Origin of the sequence: Rubrobacter tropicus (assembly GCF_011492945.1) — a bacterium.
Taxonomy (GTDB): domain Bacteria; phylum Actinomycetota; class Rubrobacteria; order Rubrobacterales; family Rubrobacteraceae; genus Rubrobacter_D; species Rubrobacter_D tropicus.
In genome coordinates, this window is the sequence record NZ_CP045119.1 from 2,408,326 (window position 1) to 2,426,510 (window position 18,185).

Annotated in this window: 18 protein-coding genes; 3 read left to right on the forward strand and 15 right to left on the reverse strand. The window is 67.5% G+C overall.

Features of this window, described 5'->3' with window-relative positions:
- Window positions 1-116: 116 nt before the first annotated feature.
- The 4 genes from GBA63_RS12015 to GBA63_RS12030 all read right to left on the reverse strand — a co-directional run bounded on the left by GBA63_RS12015 (window position 117) and on the right by GBA63_RS12030 (window position 5,072).
- Window positions 117-1,772, reverse strand: coding sequence for an AMP-binding protein (locus GBA63_RS12015; RefSeq protein WP_207956742.1), 1,656 nt, complete (start codon window positions 1,770-1,772; stop codon window positions 117-119).
- Window positions 1,773-2,071: 299 nt separating this feature from the next.
- Window positions 2,072-3,022 (reverse strand): lipid kinase, encoded by a 951-nt coding sequence (locus GBA63_RS12020; RefSeq protein WP_166176370.1) that lies wholly within the window; start codon window positions 3,020-3,022, stop codon window positions 2,072-2,074.
- 166 nt (window positions 3,023-3,188) lie between these two features.
- Complete coding sequence (ptsP, locus tag GBA63_RS12025; RefSeq protein WP_166176372.1) at window positions 3,189-4,814, reverse strand: phosphoenolpyruvate--protein phosphotransferase; 1,626 nt, start codon at window positions 4,812-4,814, stop codon at window positions 3,189-3,191.
- Window positions 4,815-5,072, reverse strand: a complete 258-nt coding sequence (locus GBA63_RS12030; protein WP_166176374.1) for an HPr family phosphocarrier protein — start codon at window positions 5,070-5,072, stop codon at window positions 4,815-4,817.
- Window positions 5,073-5,204: 132 nt separating this feature from the next.
- Here GBA63_RS12030 and GBA63_RS12035 point away from each other — a divergent pair, with 132 nt between their 5' ends.
- Entirely contained in the window at window positions 5,205-6,122 is a 918-nt protein-coding gene (locus GBA63_RS12035; protein WP_166176376.1) for an aminotransferase class IV, read from the forward strand.
- 21 nt (window positions 6,123-6,143) lie between these two features.
- Window positions 6,144-6,863, forward strand: coding sequence for a sulfotransferase-like domain-containing protein (locus GBA63_RS12040; RefSeq protein WP_207956743.1), 720 nt, complete (start codon window positions 6,144-6,146; stop codon window positions 6,861-6,863).
- 151 nt (window positions 6,864-7,014) lie between these two features.
- Here GBA63_RS12040 and GBA63_RS12045 read toward each other — a convergent pair whose 3' ends face one another.
- The 3 genes from GBA63_RS12045 to GBA63_RS12055 are packed head-to-tail and all read right to left on the reverse strand — an operon-like array spanning window position 7,015 to window position 8,816.
- Window positions 7,015-7,623, reverse strand: coding sequence for a 5-formyltetrahydrofolate cyclo-ligase (locus GBA63_RS12045; RefSeq protein ID WP_166176378.1), 609 nt, complete (start codon window positions 7,621-7,623; stop codon window positions 7,015-7,017).
- On the reverse strand, window positions 7,616-8,464 hold the full coding sequence (gene folD, locus GBA63_RS12050; protein WP_166176380.1) for a bifunctional methylenetetrahydrofolate dehydrogenase/methenyltetrahydrofolate cyclohydrolase FolD: 849 nt from the start codon (window positions 8,462-8,464) through the stop codon (window positions 7,616-7,618). The genes GBA63_RS12045 and folD overlap by 8 nt, the downstream gene beginning before the upstream one ends.
- Window positions 8,448-8,816 carry a 4a-hydroxytetrahydrobiopterin dehydratase gene (locus GBA63_RS12055; protein WP_166176382.1) on the reverse strand — a complete coding sequence of 123 codons (369 nt, stop codon included), beginning with the start codon at window positions 8,814-8,816 and terminating at the stop codon, window positions 8,448-8,450. Before GBA63_RS12055 ends, folD begins: the two co-directional genes overlap by 17 nt.
- A 127-nt stretch (window positions 8,817-8,943) precedes the next feature.
- Here GBA63_RS12055 and GBA63_RS12060 point away from each other — a divergent pair, with 127 nt between their 5' ends.
- Window positions 8,944-10,383 (forward strand): phospholipase D-like domain-containing protein, encoded by a 1,440-nt coding sequence (locus GBA63_RS12060; protein WP_166176384.1) that lies wholly within the window; start codon window positions 8,944-8,946, stop codon window positions 10,381-10,383.
- Window positions 10,384-10,593: 210 nt separating this feature from the next.
- On the opposite strand, the gene GBA63_RS12065 is transcribed toward GBA63_RS12060, so the two are convergent.
- From GBA63_RS12065 to GBA63_RS12100, 8 genes are all read right to left on the reverse strand, one after another.
- On the reverse strand, window positions 10,594-11,007 hold the full coding sequence (locus GBA63_RS12065) for a hypothetical protein (RefSeq protein WP_166176386.1): 414 nt from the start codon (window positions 11,005-11,007) through the stop codon (window positions 10,594-10,596).
- A 242-nt stretch (window positions 11,008-11,249) separates the two neighbouring features.
- On the reverse strand, window positions 11,250-11,930 hold the full coding sequence (locus GBA63_RS12070) for a response regulator (RefSeq protein WP_207956744.1): 681 nt from the start codon (window positions 11,928-11,930) through the stop codon (window positions 11,250-11,252).
- Window positions 11,930-14,125, reverse strand: coding sequence for a sensor histidine kinase (locus tag GBA63_RS12075; RefSeq protein WP_166176388.1), 2,196 nt, complete (start codon window positions 14,123-14,125; stop codon window positions 11,930-11,932). The genes GBA63_RS12070 and GBA63_RS12075 overlap by 1 nt, the downstream gene beginning before the upstream one ends.
- A 7-nt stretch (window positions 14,126-14,132) precedes the next feature.
- Window positions 14,133-15,095 carry a CPBP family intramembrane glutamic endopeptidase gene (locus GBA63_RS12080; RefSeq protein WP_166176390.1) on the reverse strand — a complete coding sequence of 321 codons (963 nt, stop codon included), beginning with the start codon at window positions 15,093-15,095 and terminating at the stop codon, window positions 14,133-14,135.
- Between the two features lie 31 nt (window positions 15,096-15,126).
- Window positions 15,127-15,378 carry a hypothetical protein gene (locus GBA63_RS12085; protein WP_166176392.1) on the reverse strand — a complete coding sequence of 84 codons (252 nt, stop codon included), beginning with the start codon at window positions 15,376-15,378 and terminating at the stop codon, window positions 15,127-15,129.
- 30 nt (window positions 15,379-15,408) lie between these two features.
- Window positions 15,409-16,044, reverse strand: coding sequence for a type II CAAX endopeptidase family protein (locus GBA63_RS12090; protein ID WP_228282555.1), 636 nt, complete (start codon window positions 16,042-16,044; stop codon window positions 15,409-15,411).
- An 84-nt stretch (window positions 16,045-16,128) separates the two neighbouring features.
- Window positions 16,129-16,839 carry a hypothetical protein gene (locus tag GBA63_RS12095; protein ID WP_166176396.1) on the reverse strand — a complete coding sequence of 237 codons (711 nt, stop codon included), beginning with the start codon at window positions 16,837-16,839 and terminating at the stop codon, window positions 16,129-16,131.
- A gap of 146 nt (window positions 16,840-16,985) precedes the next feature.
- Window positions 16,986-18,107: a serine hydrolase domain-containing protein gene (locus GBA63_RS12100; protein ID WP_166176398.1), complete on the reverse strand. Its 1,122-nt coding sequence runs from the start codon at window positions 18,105-18,107 to the stop codon at window positions 16,986-16,988.
- Between the last annotated feature and the right edge of the window lie 78 nt (window positions 18,108-18,185).

Below are 18,185 nucleotides of genomic sequence, written 5' to 3' on the forward strand. Positions count from 1 at the left end.
GGTCTTCCGCAACCCGGCTCAAGAGTGCCCCTGCGGACGGAAGCCCGTCCCTGGTGAACGTGGTAGTGACTTCGGCGGGTTGAGCCTGCTCGAGTAAGTCGAACGCGCCTCGCGGTTCAGCCTCCTGCCGTCCGGCTCAGAGCATGCTTTTCCACCGCGGCCTCCCGGAGCTTGTATTTCTGGATCTTGCCGCTTGCGGTCATGGGGTAGGCTTCGACGAAGTCTATGTAGCGCGGGATCTTGTGGCGCGAGATCTTACCCTCACAAAACTCCTGCACCCCTTCTACCGTAAGGTCCGAACCGGAACGTTTCTTCACGGCGGCGGCGACCTGCTCGCCGTACTTCTCGTCGGGGACGCCGTAGACCTGGACGTCGCTTATCTCGGGGTGGGTGTAGAGATATTCCTCGACCTCGCGCGGGTAGATGTTCTCGCCGCCGCGGATGATCATGTCCTTCGCCCGGCCCGTGATCTTGACGTACCCGCCCTCGTCCATCTCCGCGAGGTCGCCCGTCCTCAGCCAGCCGTCCTCGTCCAGGACCTCGGCCGTCTTGTCTTCCATCTTGTAGTAGCCGCGCATCACGTGGTACCCGCGCGTCCAGAGCTCGCCCTGCTCGCCTGGCCCGGCGTCTTCGTCGGTCTCTATGCTGACGATGCGGACCTCCACGTCGGGGAGGGCGCGGCCCACGGTGGATACCCGGATCTCGAGCGGGTCGTCGGTGCGGGTCTGGGTGATGACGGGGCTCGACTCGGTCTGGCCGTAGGCTATGGTGATCTCGTCGGCCCCCATCACGTCCACGACCTTCTTCATGACCTCCATCGGACACGGGGACCCGGCCATGATCCCGGTCCGCAACGAGGAGGTCTCGTACTTTTCGAAGTTCGGGTGATCCAGCTCCGCGATGAACATCGTCGGAACACCCAGGAGCGCCGTGCACCGCTCTTCGTGGACCGCCTGCAGGACGGTCTCCGGGTCGAAGCTCTCGACGGGCACCATCGTCCCCTCGTGGGTGACGGTGTTTAGCGTGCCGAGCACGCACCCGAAGCAGTGGAAGAACGGCACGGGTATGCAGACCCTGTCCTCCGGCCCGAGCCTCATGCACTCCCCGATGTAAAAGGCGTTCTTGACTATGTTCGCGTGGGTGAGCTGCACGCCCTTCGGGAAGCCGGTGGTCCCAGAGGTGTACTGCATGTTGATCACCTCGTCCGCCGAAAGCGTCCCCTGCCTCTCCCGCACCTCCTCCACGCCCACAGCCCCCCGCAAAAAGTCCCCGAAACCCATAACGGCCCCCGAGGTCTCCCCGCCCATGAGCACCACGTGCTTCAGAAAGGGCAGCCTCTCCGATGAGACCTCCCCGTCCGCCGCGTCACCCAGCTCGGGCACGGCCTCCCGCAAGACCTGCAGGAAGTCCGCGTCCTTTACGCCCGGGGTCAGGAAGAGAGCGGCGGCGTCGGATTGCTTCAGTACGTACTCGAGCTCCGTCGAACGGTAGGCCGGGTTCACGGTGACGAGGACGGCGCCTATCTTGCCCGTCGCGAACTGGAGCGTCACCCACTCGGGGACGTTCTGCCCCCACACGGCGACGTGGTCTCCCTTGCGGATGCCCAGCGCCATCAAGGCCCCCGCGCACCGCTCCACGGCCTCCCCGAACTCCGCGTAGGAGAGGCGCAAACCCCGGTCGGCGTAGACGAGGGCGTCGTGGTCCGGACGCCTTCCCCTCACAAGGTCGAGCAACCCCCCGACGGTCAAGCCCTCGATCTCCTCCGGCCGCACGCGCCGCTCCTCTCCTCGGTCCCCACCGACACCCCGCAGTGTAGCAACCGCGCGAACAGCCAGTCAGCCCGGCGCTCCGCGCCTCGTCAGCACGCTTTAGCCTTCGGCTTCCGCTTTCAGCCTGTCAGCTAGTCGTCTGTGTACAAGCGCCACACGGCATTCGAACCGTTGCGCAAGGCGCTGCCAGGTAGGACTTTGGGAGGCCGAAAGCTGACCGCTGAAAGCGAGGGCTGCGCAGCAGGCCGAAGCGTGCTGAGAGCGGAGCCCGACAGGGCGGAGCGGGCTGACTGGCTGACATGCTACTCGTGGTCGCGCCTGGCGGCGGTGGAGCTTTGCGGGACTATGACCTTCAGGGCGTTTCCCGCCACCGAGAAGTCCTGTGGGGTCCTGGCTACGAGCTCGCCGTCTATGTTGACGGAGAGTTCGGGGTCAGTCTCGAGGCGCACGCGGGTCGTTCGGTACTGGCTCACGCTCTCGTTGCGGATAAAGTCCCCGCTCTTGAGGTAGCGGGCCACGCCGAACATGTCGCGGTGGCGTCCGAGCTGGATCGCGTACACGTCCAGGCTCTTGTCGTCTATGCCCGAGCCCGGCGCGACGACCATCCCCCCACCGTAAAACTTGCCGTTGCCGACGGCCACCTGCAGGAGCCTGTCGTGCTCGACGGTCTCGTGGTCCCCGTCGGGGAAGACGAGCCTCGCCGAGAAAGGCTCGTGGGTCATGAAGGCCTTTATGGCCGCCACCGGGTACGCCAGCGCCCCGATGGTCTTCTTCGCCCACGGCGTAAGCGCCTGCGTCGCCCCCACGCCGAGGCCCACGGAGGCGACGTTCACGAAATAGTTGTCCCCCGCCAGGCCGAGGTCCACGTCGACGACCTTGCCGTTCGCGACCGTGTCGCAGGCCCCGTCCACCTCCGAGGGTATATCCAGCGTGCGCGCGAAGTCGTTGGCCGTGCCGAGCGGGAGTAGTCCCAGGGTTACGTGGTGGTGGGCCAGAAAGTCCACGACAGAGCTGACCGACCCGTCGCCGCCGCCCAGGATCAGGGTCTCGTAACCCGACCCGTCGCTCAAGACCTCGCGCACCGTCTCGGGCAACCTCACGGGGTCCCTGATCGGGTAGGTCGCCCCGAGCGGCACGTTCAACTCCTGCAGCCGGTCGAGCGCCCGGAAGAAAACCCGCTCCCCACTACGCGACCGGGTATTGACGATGAGGGCGGCCCGCCCGTGCCCCCGCTGTTGCGTAGAACGATCCATAAAACCATCATACGCACCATCATCCACGACGTTTCCGTCGCGGAGCCGGTCAGCCCGCTCCGGCTTCGCCTCCGCTCGTCAGCACGCTTCGGCCTGCTTCGCAGCCCTCGCTCTCAGCCTGTCAGCTTCTTGCTGACTAGCTGAAGTGCTGACCGGCTGACAAGCTCTAAATCCCCGAAACTACTTGCTTTGCGCGTGGGATAGCCGGTGCGCCCATGCTCAGTTCCGTGACCCCGAGCTCGACGAGGCGCGGGATCATGGCGGGCTCGCCAGCGGCCTCCCCGCAAACACCCACCGGGATGCCGGCGGTGCCCGCGGCGTCGCACGTCATCTTTATGAGCTTCAGGACGGCGGGATGGTCGGCGCTCTGGAGGTGGCGGAGCTTTTCGTTGCCGCGGTCGGCGGCCAGGGTGTACTGGACCAGGTCGTTGGTGCCGATGGAGAAGAAGGCGGCCTCGCGGGCGAGCTCCGCGGCGCCGAGGGCGGCCGCGGGCGTCTCGATCATGACCCCCACCTCGACGGGCCCTGTCGGCACGCCTTCCGCTTCGAGTTCCTCCTGGCACGTGCCCAGTATCCTTTTGGCGGCCCGGAACTCCGTCGCGTCGACGACCATCGGGAACATCACCTTCAGGTTGCCGTGGGCGGCGGACCGCAGCGCCGCGCGCAGTTGCGGCCCGAAGAGCTCGGGGACTTCCAGGCTCATGCGGATGCCACGCCAGCCGAGGAAAGGGTTCTCCTCCTCGGGCTGATCTACGCCGGGCAGGCTCTTGTCCCCGCCGACGTCGAGGGTGCGCAGGATCACGGGCCGGTCCCCGAAGGCCCGCGCCACGGCCGAATACGCCTCGTACTGCTCCTCCTCGGAAGGCAACTCGTCCCGCTCCATGAACAGGAACTCCGTCCGAAAGAGCCCGACGCCCTCGGCCCCCCATTCGAGCGCCCCTTCCGCCTCCGACGCGGACCCGAGGTTCGCCGCCACCTCGATGCGCCGGCCGTCGGCCGTGCGGGCCTCGACGTGCCGATACTCGTAGAGCGTGGCCTGCTCTTCCTCTCTTCGCGACCGGAGCTCCTCGAACGCGGCGAGCGTCTCTGGGTCCGGGTTCGCGACGGCGACTCCCGCGCCGCCGTCCACGGCCACCGTCCCGGCGTTTAAAGCCGCTTCCAAAGCGTCGCCGACGCCCACGACGGCGGGGATGCCCATGGAGCGGGCCATGATCGAGACGTGCGAGGTCCGAGACCCGCCGGCGGTTACGAAAGCGAGGGCCATGCCCCTGGGTATTCTCGCGGTATCCGAGGGCGCCAGGTTGCGGGCGAGGATCACGCTCGGCGTCCTCAGCGCTTCCAGGCCCATCGCGCCGCCCCCCATGATCTCGACCGCTATCTGGCGGGCCACGTCGCGCACGTCGTCGGCCCTGGCGGCCAGGTACTCGTCTTCCAGGGCCGCGAGCCCGCCCGCGTACTCCTCGCCGACCGCCAGGACGGCGGCCTCGGGGCTCTCCAGGTTGCGGAGCCTCTCCTCGACGCCTTCCAGGAGCTCGGGGTCGTCGGCCATCTCGGCGTGGACCTCGAAGATGGCGGCCTCTTCCTCACCGATATCGCCCTTCAGGTTCTCGCCCGTCTCCCTGAGCCTCCCTGCCACGGCCTCGACCGCGGCCCGGAAACGGGCGAGTTCTTCGTCAAAAGAACCTTCGGGTATGCGCGTGCGCTCCGGCTCGACCTCGCCTCCAAGGTGCACGTAGGCCGGGCCGAAGGCAACCCCCTCGGACGCTCCCACGCCGGCAAACTCGACGGCCAATCAGTGTCCTTCCGTCGCTATGAGGTTCGCCACCGCTTCCGCGGCCTCGTCGGCGTCATCGCCCTCGGCCCGGACGGTCACCCGCTCCCCCTTCCGGGCGAACCCCGTGACCTTCATTATGCTCTTCGCGTTGACCTCGCGGGTTCCCTTAACCAGTTCTATGCGCGACGAGAACTGCTTGGCGGCCTTCACCAACTGCGCCGCCGGCCTCCCGTGGATACCCGCATCGGCGCCAACCGTGGTCTCTCTTTCGGCCATGCAACCGCTCCTCTCGCCTCCCGAACGTCCGAAGCATCATAACCCACGGCCGGAAGGAGGCGTAAGTAACGCGGCCGGATTCCGGTGTGGCGTTCGTGCTTTACTTCGCGCGAAGCGGCGAGAGGAGATCGGATGCAGAGGGGTACGCACGAAGCGGTGCCGGATAAACGCAACGAGGGCGTGCTCGTGTACATAAACGGCGAGTTCTTCCCGAGGGCGGAGGCCAGGATCTCCGTCTTTGACTCCGGTTTTCTCGTGGGCGACGGCGTCTGGGAGGGCATCCGGCTGCACGAAGGGGACTTCGCCTTTCTGGATCAGCACCTCGACCGACTCTTTCAGGGCGCCAAAGCCATCGGGATCGAGATCGGGCTGACCCGCCAGCAACTGGCCGACGCGCTTCGCGAAACGGTCCGGCGCAACGGCATGACGAACGACGTCCACATACGCCTCATGGTGACCCGCGGGGACAAGAAGACCCCCTCGCAGGACCCGCGCCTGGTGGTCGGCGGCCCGAACGTGGTGATCATCGCGGAGCACAAAAAGGCCGACCCCGAGGTCAAGGAGCAGGGCGTCAGCCTCTTTACTTCGACCGTAAGGCGTCCCCCGCCCGACACCCTCGACCAGAGGCTCAACTGCCACAGCAAGCTGCACGAGGTGGTCGCGCTGCTCCAGGCGCTCGAAGCCGGCGCGGACGAGGCGCTCATGCTCGACCCGACGGGTGCGGTCGCGACCTGCAACGCTACCAACTTCTTCATCGTTCGCCGCGGGGAGGTCTGGACCTCGACGGGCCAATACTCCCTGAACGGCATCACCCGGCGCATGATCGTCGAGCTCTGCAAGGAAGACGAAATCCCCGTCTCGGAGCGCCCCTTCTCCCTGACCGAGGTCTACGACGCCGACGAGGCCTTCGTAACGGGCACCTTCGGCGGCCTCACACCCGTAATAAAGGTGGACGGAAGGACGATAGGCGAGGGAGGACCGGGACCGATGACCCGGCGCCTGCACGGGCTCTACGCCGAAGCCGTCTCCCGCTCGGTCTCGCGGGGTTAGCCCGTGCCGGACTGCCTGAAATTGAGCGTCTGGTCGGGGCCCCGCAACGTCTCTACCGCCCTCATGTACTCGTTCCGGCAAAGACCGGACACGCTGGTGGTGGACGAGCCACTCTACGGGCACTACTTGAAGGTCACACGCGCCGACCATCCCGGAGACGAAGAGGTCCTTGCGGTCATGGATCAAGACGGCGACCGCGTGGTCCAAGAGGTGATCCTCGGTCCCTGCGAGATGTCCGTTCACTTCTTCAAGAACATGGCCCACCACCTGACCGACCTGGACCGCGGGTTTCTTAATAGCACCACGAACGTCCTCCTTACCCGCGACCCGGCCGAGATGCTCCCCTCCCTGGCCCGGCAACTCCCGAACCCGACCATGCGCGACACCGGGTTGCTGCAGCAAGTGGAGATCCTGGACCACGCCTTACGCCACGACGATGTCCCGGTCGTCCTGGACGCGAAGCAGCTCCTACTCGACCCGCCGGGCGTCCTGCGCCGGGTTTGCGGGAGGCTGGGCATACCCTTCTACGAGGAGATGCTCCGCTGGCCCGCCGGCCCCAAGCCCGAGGACGGCGTCTGGGCCAAACACTGGTACGCTAACGTCCACGCCTCGACCGGCTTCTCGTCCTACCAGCCCAAATCGGACGCCTTCCCGCAGAGGCTCGTGCCCCTACTCGAAGAATGCATTCCCCTCTACGAGCGGTTGAGCCGATACGCTGTCCCGGCCGAGACCAGCGTCTAGAGCGGTCAGCTATCAGCCCGCTCCGGCCTTACGGCCTGCGCTCTCAGCCATCGGCTTTTTGTCCCCGGCTGAAAGCTGACCGCTGATAGCTGATAGCTTCGCAAGCAGGTTCACCCTCTCTGCAAACCGCTTCAGGCCAGAACAACCCGGCCTACAGAACCCCCGGCGTATTTTTCCCGGGGTACATCCCCTTCTCCGTGATCACGAGGTCGACCGGCACGTCGTGCCGGTCGACGGGGACTTTCTCCACGACCTGGACCTCGAACGCCACCGAGACGCGCGGGGCTCTCCGCGGCAGCCCGCCCGCGAGCAGACGGTCGTAGAAGCCGCCGCCGTACCCCAGTCGCCCACCCATCCGGTCGAAGGCGACGCCGGGGATCAGGGCAAAATCGACGGAGCCGGCATCTGCAAACGGACAACGCTCCGGCACCGGCTCGCGTATACCCCAAGGTCCGGGTGACAGGTCCCGCGCGGTGTCGCGCACCTGGTAGAGGCCGAGGTCGCCGCGCTCGACCCTGGGGAGCAGCAGGGTCTTTCCGTCGTCGAGGACGCGCCCGAGGAACTCGTCGGTCCCGAGTTCGGTTCCGAAGGAAGCGTAGGCAAGGACGACGCCGGAGCGTTCGTAGGCCGGGAGATCCCGGACGTTCGAAAGGATCGTCCTGCCGAACGCGGCGCGTTCTCTCTCGCACAGAGCCTCGCGGCGGCGCAGGACCGACTGCCTCAGGGCGGCTTTGGCCTCGGTGGTCGCGTGGTTACGCAAGCGTTGCGCGGGCGGCCTGGAGAGCGTTGTGGAGCAACATCGCCCGCGTCATCGGCCCCACGCCGCCCGGGACGGGGGTTATGGCGGAGGCTTTCGGCTCCACCTCGTCGAAGCGCACGTCTCCGGCGAGGCCGCCCTCTTGCTTTCTGTGGATGCCGACGTCGACCACGACCGCGCCTTCCTTGACGTGCTCGGCCCCCACCATCTCTCGTTGGCCCGAGGCTACGATGAGTATGTCAGCCCTCGAAGCTACTTCGGCCAGACCCCGGGTGCGCGAGTGGCAGACGGTCACCGTCGCGTTCTCGCGCAGGAGGAGTTGGGCCATGGGTTTGCCGACGAGGTTGGAGCGGCCCAGCACCACCGCTTCGCGGCCTTCGAGCGGGAGGTCGTGGCGGCGGAGGAGCTGGATGATCCCGTGCGGCGTGCAGGGCATGAGGGATGGCAAGCCCATGGAGAGCCTTCCGGCGCTCTCCGGGTTCAGGCCGTCGACGTCCTTTTCGGGCCTTATCCGGGAGATCAGGGGCAGCGGGTCGAGCCCTTCCGGCAGCGGCAACTGGACTATAAAGCCCGAGACCGCGGGGTCGTGGTTGAGTTCGTCGACCAGGTCGGTGAGCCTCTGCTGGGTGACGCCGGCCGGGAACCTGTGGACCCTGGAGGCCATGCCGACCTGCGAGGCATCGGCCTCCTTGCCGCCCACGTAGGTGGCGGAGGCGGGGTCGTCGCCCACCAGCACGACATCGAGCCGCACCGACCGGCCGGCGGCCTCTAGCTCTTCGATCCCTGCGGCGACCTCGGCCTTTATCTCCGCGGCGGTCGCCTTACCGTCAAGAATCCGGGCCATCATCCTCCGAAATAGTCTCGTATGCCCTGTCCGTTCTGGCCGCCATAACGAAGTCGTTGCGGTGCAGGCCGCCGATCGCGTGCGTCCACCACGCTACCGTCACCCTCCCCCACTCCGTCAGGAGGGCGGGATGATGCCCCGCCTCCTCGGCCAACGCGCCGACCCTGTTCGTGAAGGCGAGCGCGGAGGCGAAATCCGCAAACCGGAACTCCCGCTTCAGGGAGTCGACGCCGCCGCGGTCCACCACGCACCAGCCGGGGACTTCGAGGAGGAGTCGTTCCACTTCTTTTACGTCCAGGGCGGGTACGCCGCCCCGGCACGGGACGCACCTCTCGCCCGCGAGCCCGCCCACGGTTCTTCCTCCGTCGTCGCGATTACGGTCACGTCGAATCTTACAGGTTCGCCCCCCACCCGTTCGGCGGCACGACCGGGCGCGGACCCGGTAGACTATCCGGAAGGACGAAAGTGGGTGGGACGGGATGGCGACGAATGGCCACGGGGAACGTCCGGGTCGCCGCAGGCTCGATAGGGCGCTAGCGCGGGTCAGCGATGCGCCGCTGCGCGAGGGAAACGGGCTTCACCTGCTCAAGAACGGTCCCGACACCTACGAGGACTGGCTCGCGGCCATCGCGCGGGCAGAGCGGTGGGTTCACCTGGACAACTACATCTTCCAGGCCGATGAGATCGGGCACAGGTTCGCCGCGGCGCTCGGGTCCAAAGCGGAATCGGGCGTTCGGGTGCGCGTGCTCTACGACTGGTTCGGCTGCCTGGACGTACCGCGCTCCTTCTGGAAAGGTCTGCGGAGGGCCGGCGCCGAGGTGCGCCCGGTCAACCCGCCCGCCTTCGGGTACCCGCTCGGCGTCATCAGGCGCGACCACCGCAAGCTTCTGGTGGTCGACGGCGAGTACGCCTCGACCGGAGGGGTGTGCATAGCCGACGGCTGGATGGTCCGCTCACCGGAGAACGGCCTGCCCTACAGGGACACCGCCGTGAGCGTCAGGGGGCCTGCCGTGGCCGACCTCGACCTCGCCTTCGCAGGCCTCTGGGACGAGAGCGGCGCGGCACCGCTGCCGGAGGAAGAGAGGCCCGGGGCCGGGGGCATAGCCAGGTCCGGCGACGGGGCGGCGCGGGTGGTCATCCAGGAGCCGCAGAAGCTGCGGACGCTCCGTTTTCTCCAGCTCCTGACCGCGGGTGTCGAGGAGAGGTTGTGGATCACGGACCCCTACTTCCTCTCCATGCCGATCCTCACCCAGTCCCTGATGGCCGCGGCCGGCGACGGGGTGGACGTGCGCGTCCTCACGCCCGCCACGAACGACCTGCCCTGGATCGGCGCCCTCTCCCGGACCGGCTACAGGCAGTTCCTCGAAGCGGGGGTACGCATCTTTGAGTACGCCGGGCCCATGATCCACGCCAAAACCGTCGTAGCCGACGGTTGGTACTCCAAGGTCGGCTCGACCAACCTCAACTTCAGCAGCCTCTCGGCCAACTGGGAGATAGACCTCGTCGTCGAAGACGCGGGCTTCGCGGCCCAGATGGAGGCGCTCTTCGAGCAGGACCTCGCCAACGCCAGGGAGGTCAACCTCGTCCGCTCGGGCCGCACCCGGGAAGTGCAGCCCGAGCGGCCGATGCGGGCCTCGGACCGCCGCGCCCGCCGCGGCGTGGCCGGGACCGGCTCCGGCGCGGGCGCGACCGCCTTCCGCGTCGGCAATGCCGCCCTCAGAAAAGGCAGCGTCCCGCTCCAGACCCACGAACGGACCCTGGCGGGCGCCATCAGCGGCGCCGTCCTGCTCTCCTCCCTCCTCACCCTCCGCTTCCCCCGCATCCTCGCCTGGCCCCTGGCCCTCCTCGGCTCGGTCTTCGGAGGCCTCGGCGTAATACGAGCCCTTCGCGCCAGCCTCTCCCGCGACGGGCGCGAGTAAGCGCTGGACTCAGAGAAGCGCGTGGTGTACGAGATCCCTCAAGGAAGAGTGCCAACCGGACTGCGCCGGTAACCTCCGGCGGGCGTCCCCGAGGTTTTCGGCCAACGGCCTGCAAACCGCGCTGTCAGCCATCAGCACGCTCCGGCCCGCCGCCATCAACGGTCAGCTTTTTTGTTCTGGCTGAAAGCTGGCCGCTGATGGCTGAATGCTCTAATTGACCTCGATAAATCCGTCGGGGCAGATCACGGCGGCGCCGTTCCCGCGCTCGTAGCACCGGGTCCAGTCGCGGGTGGTCGCGTCCGGGGCCGATCCCTCGGCCAGCGCGTCGCCGAGCTCGGGGGTTACTCGCGCGTAGCCGCGCGAACGCGCCCAGGCGCCGAGGTCCGCCGCGGGGCGCAGTCGGCCCGCGCTGGTCAACACGGAGCCGCGGGGCACCAGCTGCAGGCCGGCCTCGAGGCGGGCGAGGGAGGGTGAGATCTGCCCGGCCGCTGAGATGAGGCGGGCGACCGCCGGCCGCTTCCCGGTTGCCGAGGCGGCGTCGGTGGGCGCCACGAGGCCAACGGATACGACGAGCAGGATCAGCAGAGCCAAAACGGCAGCGAGGTGCCTGGTGCGGGTGGTCATAGTTTGCGGTGCTCCTTTCCAGACGCGGACCGTGAAGTTCGTAAGGACGGCCATCTGTCATCCGAAGGACCGTGCCGTCCTTCCCGACACACTTGTCGACGCTTCCGGCCGCGCCCTTAAGCCCCCGACTCACATGTGACGCAGTGGGACAACGCCACGCCGCACCCCGCTTTAGGCACGCCCCGACTTCGCCTCCGCACTCAGCCATCGGCCCTTTTGCTCTTGGCTGAAAGCCGATGGCTCTACAAAGTATCCTTCGTCCCGAGCCCGGCCTCGCGGGCCCGGACGATTGCCTGGGGGCGGTCGGTAACCTGGAGCTTGGTGAAGATGCTCGATACGTAGTTGCGCACGGTCTTTGGGCTCAGGTAGAGGCGGGTGGCTATGGCCGTATTGGTGTAGCCCCCCGCCATGAGAGAGAGGATCTCGCGCTCCCGCTCGGTAAGGTTCGGGAAAGCGTGCGAGGGACCGGTTTTGCGGCCCCTTTCGGGGCTGGCGAAGTATTCCGTCAGGCGGCTTGTGATCGTGGGCCCGAAGATGGCCTCCCCGTCCGCGACTGCGTGGATCGCGCGCAGCGTCTGGGCACCGTCGGAGCCCTTGAGCAGGTAGCCGTGGGCCCCGGCGCGCATGGCGGCCAAGACCGAGTCGTCGTCCTCGAACATCGTGAGCATGAGGATGGCGGTGCCGGGGCTCGTTTCCAAGATGCGGCGCGTCGCCTCTATGCCCGTCGTGTTGGGCATGTTGAGGTCCATCAGGATCACGTCAGGCCGTAACTCCAGCGCCCGAGCGATCGCCTCATCACCATCCGTCGCCTCCCCGACGAGCTCGGTTTCGGGGTCGGCCCCGAGTATGGCGCGCATCCCCCGGCGGAAGACCGGGTGGTCGTCGGCGACGAGAACACGGATGCGTTTGTTTGGTCTATCCATCATCCCTCCTCGGGCAGCGGGAGCCTGGCCCGTACCCTGGTGCCACCCTCGGGGAGCTCCTCCACGTCCAGGCTCCCGCCGAGCTCGGTCGCCCGCTCGCGCATGGACGTCAGGCCCACCCCGGCGTGCCCGGAAGGACCGGCATGCGGGTCGGGCATCCCGACACCGTCGTCGCTGACTTCCACGCGCAGTGCGCCGTCCCCGTCGAGCGCGAGGGAGACGGTGCTCGACCGGGCCCCGGCGTGGCGGGCGACGTTGGTCAGGGCTTCCTGGGCTATGCGGTAGGCGGCGACCTCGACGGCCGCAGACAGGGAGGGTAGTCTCTCCGGCGCCTCTACCGCGACACGCAAGCCCTTCGCGTCGTACTGGGCCGCGGTCTCGCGCAGGGCGCCGAGGAGGCCGAGGTCGTCGAGGGCGGGGGGCCTGAGCCCGTAGACCAGCCGCCTGATGTCCGTGACCGCGTTCTGGGCGTCCGACTTCAGGTCGAGCAGGAGTTCCTCGGCGGCGTCGGGGTCCCGCCTCATGAGCGCCCGGACGGCGTCCACGGTTAGCGCCTGGCTGGAGAGCTGGGGGCCGAGGCCGTCGTGCAGGTCGCGCCTGAGGCGGCGGCGCTCCTCCTCGCGCGCCTCGACGAGCCGCTCGCGCGAGCGCTGGAGGTCGGCGGAGAGGCGCAGCGCCTCGTCGGTCATGATGGCGGCGTGGGCCGGGGCCCCGATCTGGTGCGCCAGGTCCTCCAGAAGCCGGCGCTCCGCGTCGGGGAACCCCTCCTGCCCGGCCCGCGGCCCGAGCACCAGCCGGCCGACCGTCTCTCCCCCGTAGACGAGCGGCAGGCGGAGCGGGTTTTCCACCGGACTACCGGCGACCGCCGCGGTCTCGAACCTGTCTTCTCGCCTGAGTTGTATCTCGGCATACGGAAGCTTCAGGGCATCCCGCACCGTCCGGGTGACGGCGGGCAGCACGGCGTCGGGGGCGAGCCTCGATTCGAGGCGAGATCCCAGTCGCGAGAGTACCGCGTAGGGGTCGTCCCGGTCGCCGTAGAGCAGCCTGTTGACGTCCCGCTGAAGCCGCTCGCGCAACGGCTGGAAGAGCACGGCGACGAGCCCCGCCGCGAGGATAGAGACCAGGAGGTTGCCCCTCACCTGCAGCATCACGCCGAGCCCACCGACCACCAGGACGTAGAGGCCGACCACGCTCGCGGTCAGGGCCCCGTAGACCAGCGTGCGCCTGATGATGAGGTCTATATCGAAGAGGTGGTGGCGCAAGATGGCGATGCCGATGGAGAGCGGGATGAGGAGCAGGGCAGCGTAGATGAAAAGGTACCCGGTCAGGAACGCAGCAAGCGTCCCCGGCGACGTGGGAACAGAGGCGAACGCGCTCACACCCAGGTTCGTGCCTATGAATATGGCAAGCGCCACCGAGATGCCGAAGACAACCCACTTGATCTGCTGCCGCTGCTTCGCGTCGGAGACGCGCCGGTAGCGGTAGGCCTGGGAGTAGAGCGCGGTGCCAAGCGCGGCCGGCCACACCACGGCCTGTGCCCAGAGATACCAGGCGCCCGGGTCCAGGTGCCAGCCGGGGAAGAAATACGGGGGCAACTGCCAGGCGATCCAGGCGAGCGCCACCCAGCGGGTCCATCTGGGCACGAACCGCCCGTCCGGGAAGAGGTACAAAAACAGGCCGAAGGAGGCAGACCCGAAGAAGTGGAGAAAGGCAACAGGTATCCCCCAGGCGGGGTGGCGGACCACAAGCGCCCCCAGGGTGAAGGCGAAGGTCGCCGTCCCGAACGTGAGCAGCGTAAGGGAGACGAACAGCCCCATGCGGCTGTCGGACCTGCGCCAGAAGATGAGGGCCGCGACCGCGAACCACGCCATGGCGAAGACGACGTCCAGCGCGACGAAGTAGGCCGCGAACGAGCCGGGCGAGAGGCCGAGATCCTCCAGGGCGTCAAGACCGGCGGGCGGGAGCTGCCCCGTGGTGCATCGGGCGGTCGGGCACGGCTCGTGCAGCAGCGCGAACTCGACCGGCAAGCCCGCGACGAAGAGCGAGACGGCCAGGGCGGCCACGATCCCCCACGTCGCGCGGGCAAGGACCAGAGAACGCCCGCCGAGGGGCCTGGCCGTGGAGGAGTCGGGGGGCAGAGGACTCGCCCCGGCTCTGCCGGGATGCACGCCCGTCAGCTTCATTCTCCTGTTCATTCCGCCTTCATGGTGCCACGCGGGCCCTCTCCACACCACGTCCCCGCGACGATTCCACGGCACGTTCTCCATAGGTAGCCTTGTAAGAGAGCCGGCCCCGGGTGAAGGTGAGGATCACCACCGCGAGCACCACGAGTACCGCCACCGGGACCAGCATCGCCGCGGGCCCTGAGACCAGCTCGGAGGTAAACCTCGCGTCCCCCGAGCCGGTCGCCGAGTTGAAGGAGCTGTGGAAGAGCGCCACGATGAGCACGCTGCGCCGGGCGCGGTTGTAGATCCACATGATGACCACCCGGAAGAACACCGCGATTATCGTGAGCAACGCCACCTGAACTGCGATGCCAACGACGAAGGGCACGAACCCGCCGCGAGGAACATCCAGCAAGACGAGGGGCAGGTGCATCAGGGCGAAGGCGGGCGCCACCAGCAGGCTCGCAAGCAAAGGTCCGCGGCGCTCTTGCAGCGCGTTCTGCATAAAGCCCGTCCAGCCGGCCTCCTCGAAGAGTTGGATCAGCACCAGCGGTACCAGTATCTCCGGCAGGAACACGGAGACCAGGAGCGGCCACTTCCGCACGAGCGCCTCAAGCGGCGACAGGCCGAGGAACGCGCTCGACACGAGCAGCGTGGCGGCCAGGGGGCCGAGCAGCGCGAGCAAGTACCAGCGGATACCTACCCGCCACCTGAGACACCGGGCCAGCAGGTCCCGCACACCATCCCTACCGCCCGTGGCGACCGTCACCAGGAGAGCCGGCAGGGCGAGCGCCAGGACCGAGGCAGCGGAAGTAACCATCATCAGCGACGGTTCTACCGGTATAGAGATAAGGCCCATCTCCGAAAGGATTACGGGAGAGAAGACGGTCCATCCGATAGCGTAAGCCATGAGCAGGAAGGTCGTCACCGGGTGGCGGGCAACCACGCGCCGGAGCGGAGAGGGTGCGGCGGAAGGTTGGTTGGCGGTGGTCGTGGACATAGTGCGCTGCCTCCCTCGGTCCGGGGGCTGGCTATCGAGCCCTCGGTTGGGTCTTGCCCGTTGTGTCTGCCAGCACTTGCCTGGGTCGGCGCGAGAGGTTGCGCGTCCCGTAGACGAGTACCGCGGCGACGGCGGCAACCCACAGTGCGATGGCTCCCACCAGGTAGACGTGCGTGTTTCGGGCCAAGGCCTCAGCCAGGCTCGCGGGCTCGGCCGAATACTCGGGTATGGTCTTCCACAGCTCCCCAGAGGCGTTCATGACGGCGTGGAAGAAGATGGCCATGAGCACGCTTCCCCCCGTGGAGTTGAACACTCAGGTGATGAGGACCGCGAACGGGACTATGTAGGCCAGGAATAGGACGAAGGGCAGGTTGCTGTAGTGAGTGTCGGGGTTAAAGAACACCGGAAGGTGCCACAGGGTCCACATCACCCCCAGTATCACGCTCGAGATAAGGGCGTTGTAGCGTGCCTGCAGCGCGGGAAGGGCGTAGCCCCTCCAGCCCACCTCCTCGCCCAGCGCGACGGTGATCAGCATGTACACGGACACAAAAAGCACCGTGGGCAGCGCCCCGATCAGCAACCCGAGACTCGGCGGCTGCCCACCCAGGGCCACCTGCAACGCGATCGCGCCCAGCGTGATCACGAGCGGGCCCAGGATGGCGACGCCGTACCAGACGGGCGCCACGCGCCAGCGCACGACCCGGCCGAGCAGGGACCGCAATCCGGCCCGTCCGCCCTCCTGGGCGGTAACCACTATGGCCGCGACCATGGGGCCGAAGGCGCCGAGGAAGGTTGCCGGTACGGGGAGTGACGAGATCAGGCCCCGCGCTTCGAGCGCCGCTGGCACCCACAAGACCCAGGTGCACGCGAAGGCCAACACGAAGTACTTCAGCGGGAAGGCCCTCGTTGCAGCCGCGGCGCGGGCCGGTGTTGCGGTGGTGGTCGCCATCGCTGTCACTCCTTTCCTTCTCGGTTTTCTGATCCAGGATCGCCGCGCCCGGGTTGGATCGCGCGGCGATCCGGAGGAGGTTGGTTATTGCACTCTGGGTTGGGCTCGGACGCCTACCTTCTCAGTCGAGAGTCCGCGCAGGACGCTGTAGGCCATCCACGCCCCGCCCATCACCAGAAGCACCGCCCCCGTGGGCACCGTTGGCGGGGTGCTGTCGGCGCCGATAGGCAGGATTATGTACACCTGTCCCAGCAGGGGAAGGGCGGAGCCAGCGACCCAGAGGGCTCCTGCCCACTTGGGCAGCGTCCTAGAGCGCCAGACCGCCGCGCCCAGCAGCACGTTGCCCACCAACATCAGCAGTACACCCACCCCCATGGTTGGCAGAAGTGCGGTATCTGCGAGGATGTCGGGCAGCTTCTCATACTCCTCTATGCCCGACAGGATCGCCTGCCCCTGCTTCGGCGCGGCGAAGATAGAGACCCCGCCGACCATCAGGAACAAGAGGGTGCCCAGGACAGTGATGACCATCCCCACCAACCCCATGCTTCCGGCGCGGCTTCTGATGAGGTAGGCGCCCAAGGCAAACGTGCCGAAAATCACCAAGATCAGGCCAAGCCCGCTGGCGAAGAGGTGCTTCAGCAAGTAGAAGTCGGTGGTGACGTAGCGAGCCCAGGCCGCGGGGTGGGTGTTGGGGTCGGGCTGGGGGTTCAGGCTCGAAAAGAAGGTAAGCGCCCCGTAGAGGGGCAAGCCAAGCAATCCTACGCCAATCCACCTGGTCGTGTTCGGTGCGCTCATCTGTGGCTCCCTTCCGTGGCTGCCGGCTCTTCGTTTGAGATGCTGGCAGCTTACGGCGAGGAGAGTCCCACCGTCACGAGGCAGGTGTCACAACCAGGGGGACATATTGTCACAACGGCGCCTTGCGCGTGCTTCGAACGCTGGCATCATACCCATGGCGCGCTAACGACGGCGTCCAGGATGGATTCGTGGTCGTAGCCGGTGGTGTTGCCCATCATCACCACGCCGAGCGACTCGCCGGGGTGGATACGCATCACGTTCCAGAACCCGGCCCCGCCGCCCAAGTGCTCGACGTAGAAGGGACGCCGCTCCCCGGCCTCGTGCGCCCGGTACCAGCCAAGCCCGAAGTCCCGCTTGCCTCCCCTGGGCGTGACCCTTTGCATCTCGGCGACCGCGCCCGTTGACAGCAGCCGCGTGCCGCCCACCTCGCCGCCGTTCAGGTGAAGCCGGACGAACCGGGCGGCCTCGGCTACGCCGCCCACCAGCCCGCCGTAGGCCGGTCCCTTGACGTAAAAGGGGTTAAAGGAGACGTATCTTCCCTGCCGGGCTCCCACAATGCCCCCAGGCAGCGCCGCCCTGAAGAGCGGGGTTAGCGGTTTCCAGAGGGGGTGGTAGCCGGTGGCGGCATCACTGGCCGGTTCGGGGTAGGTGAAGCCGGTGCGGTCCATCCCGAGGGGGGTGAGTACCTCCTCCCGCACGTATCTCTCGTAGCCCGCGCCCGAGACCGCGGAGATTACCTCCCCAAGCACCAGATATCCGAGGTTGGAGTAGCCGGCCCGCTCGCCGGGGGCGAACTTCAGCCTGCGGTGCCCGGCGAGAAGGCGGTTGACGAAGGCGCCGTTGTCTGAGGCCGGAGCATCGGCCGGCCTGACCCACCTGATCGGCAGCGGGTTGGCGAGCCCGGAGCTGTGGTTCAGGAGGTGGCGGACGGTCACGGGGACGGGCTGCGACACCACCTTGAAACCCCGGAAGTACTCGTCGGCCGGGGCGTCGAGGTCGAGGTCGCCCGCGTCGGCGAGCCGCATCACCGCCGTCGCGGTCACGATCTTCGTCATCGAGAACCACAGGTAGCTCGTCGATGGGCCGGCCGGGGCCAACGTGGCGAGGTCCGCGAGCCCGAAACCCCTCGCCCAGACGACCCGCCCTGCCTTCACCACCGCGATCGACAATCCCGGCACGCCCTCCGCGCGGATCTTCTCTTCGATAAACGCCTCGAGCGCACCCGTCTCTGCCGGAGATTCGGCTCCTTGTGGTCCATTCTCGGCCATAAGCTCCCACCTCCTCGGGCAACGGGTGCCCGGCTGGCTGGCGTCTGGTAGCGGACCCGAGCTTCATCACTTTACCCC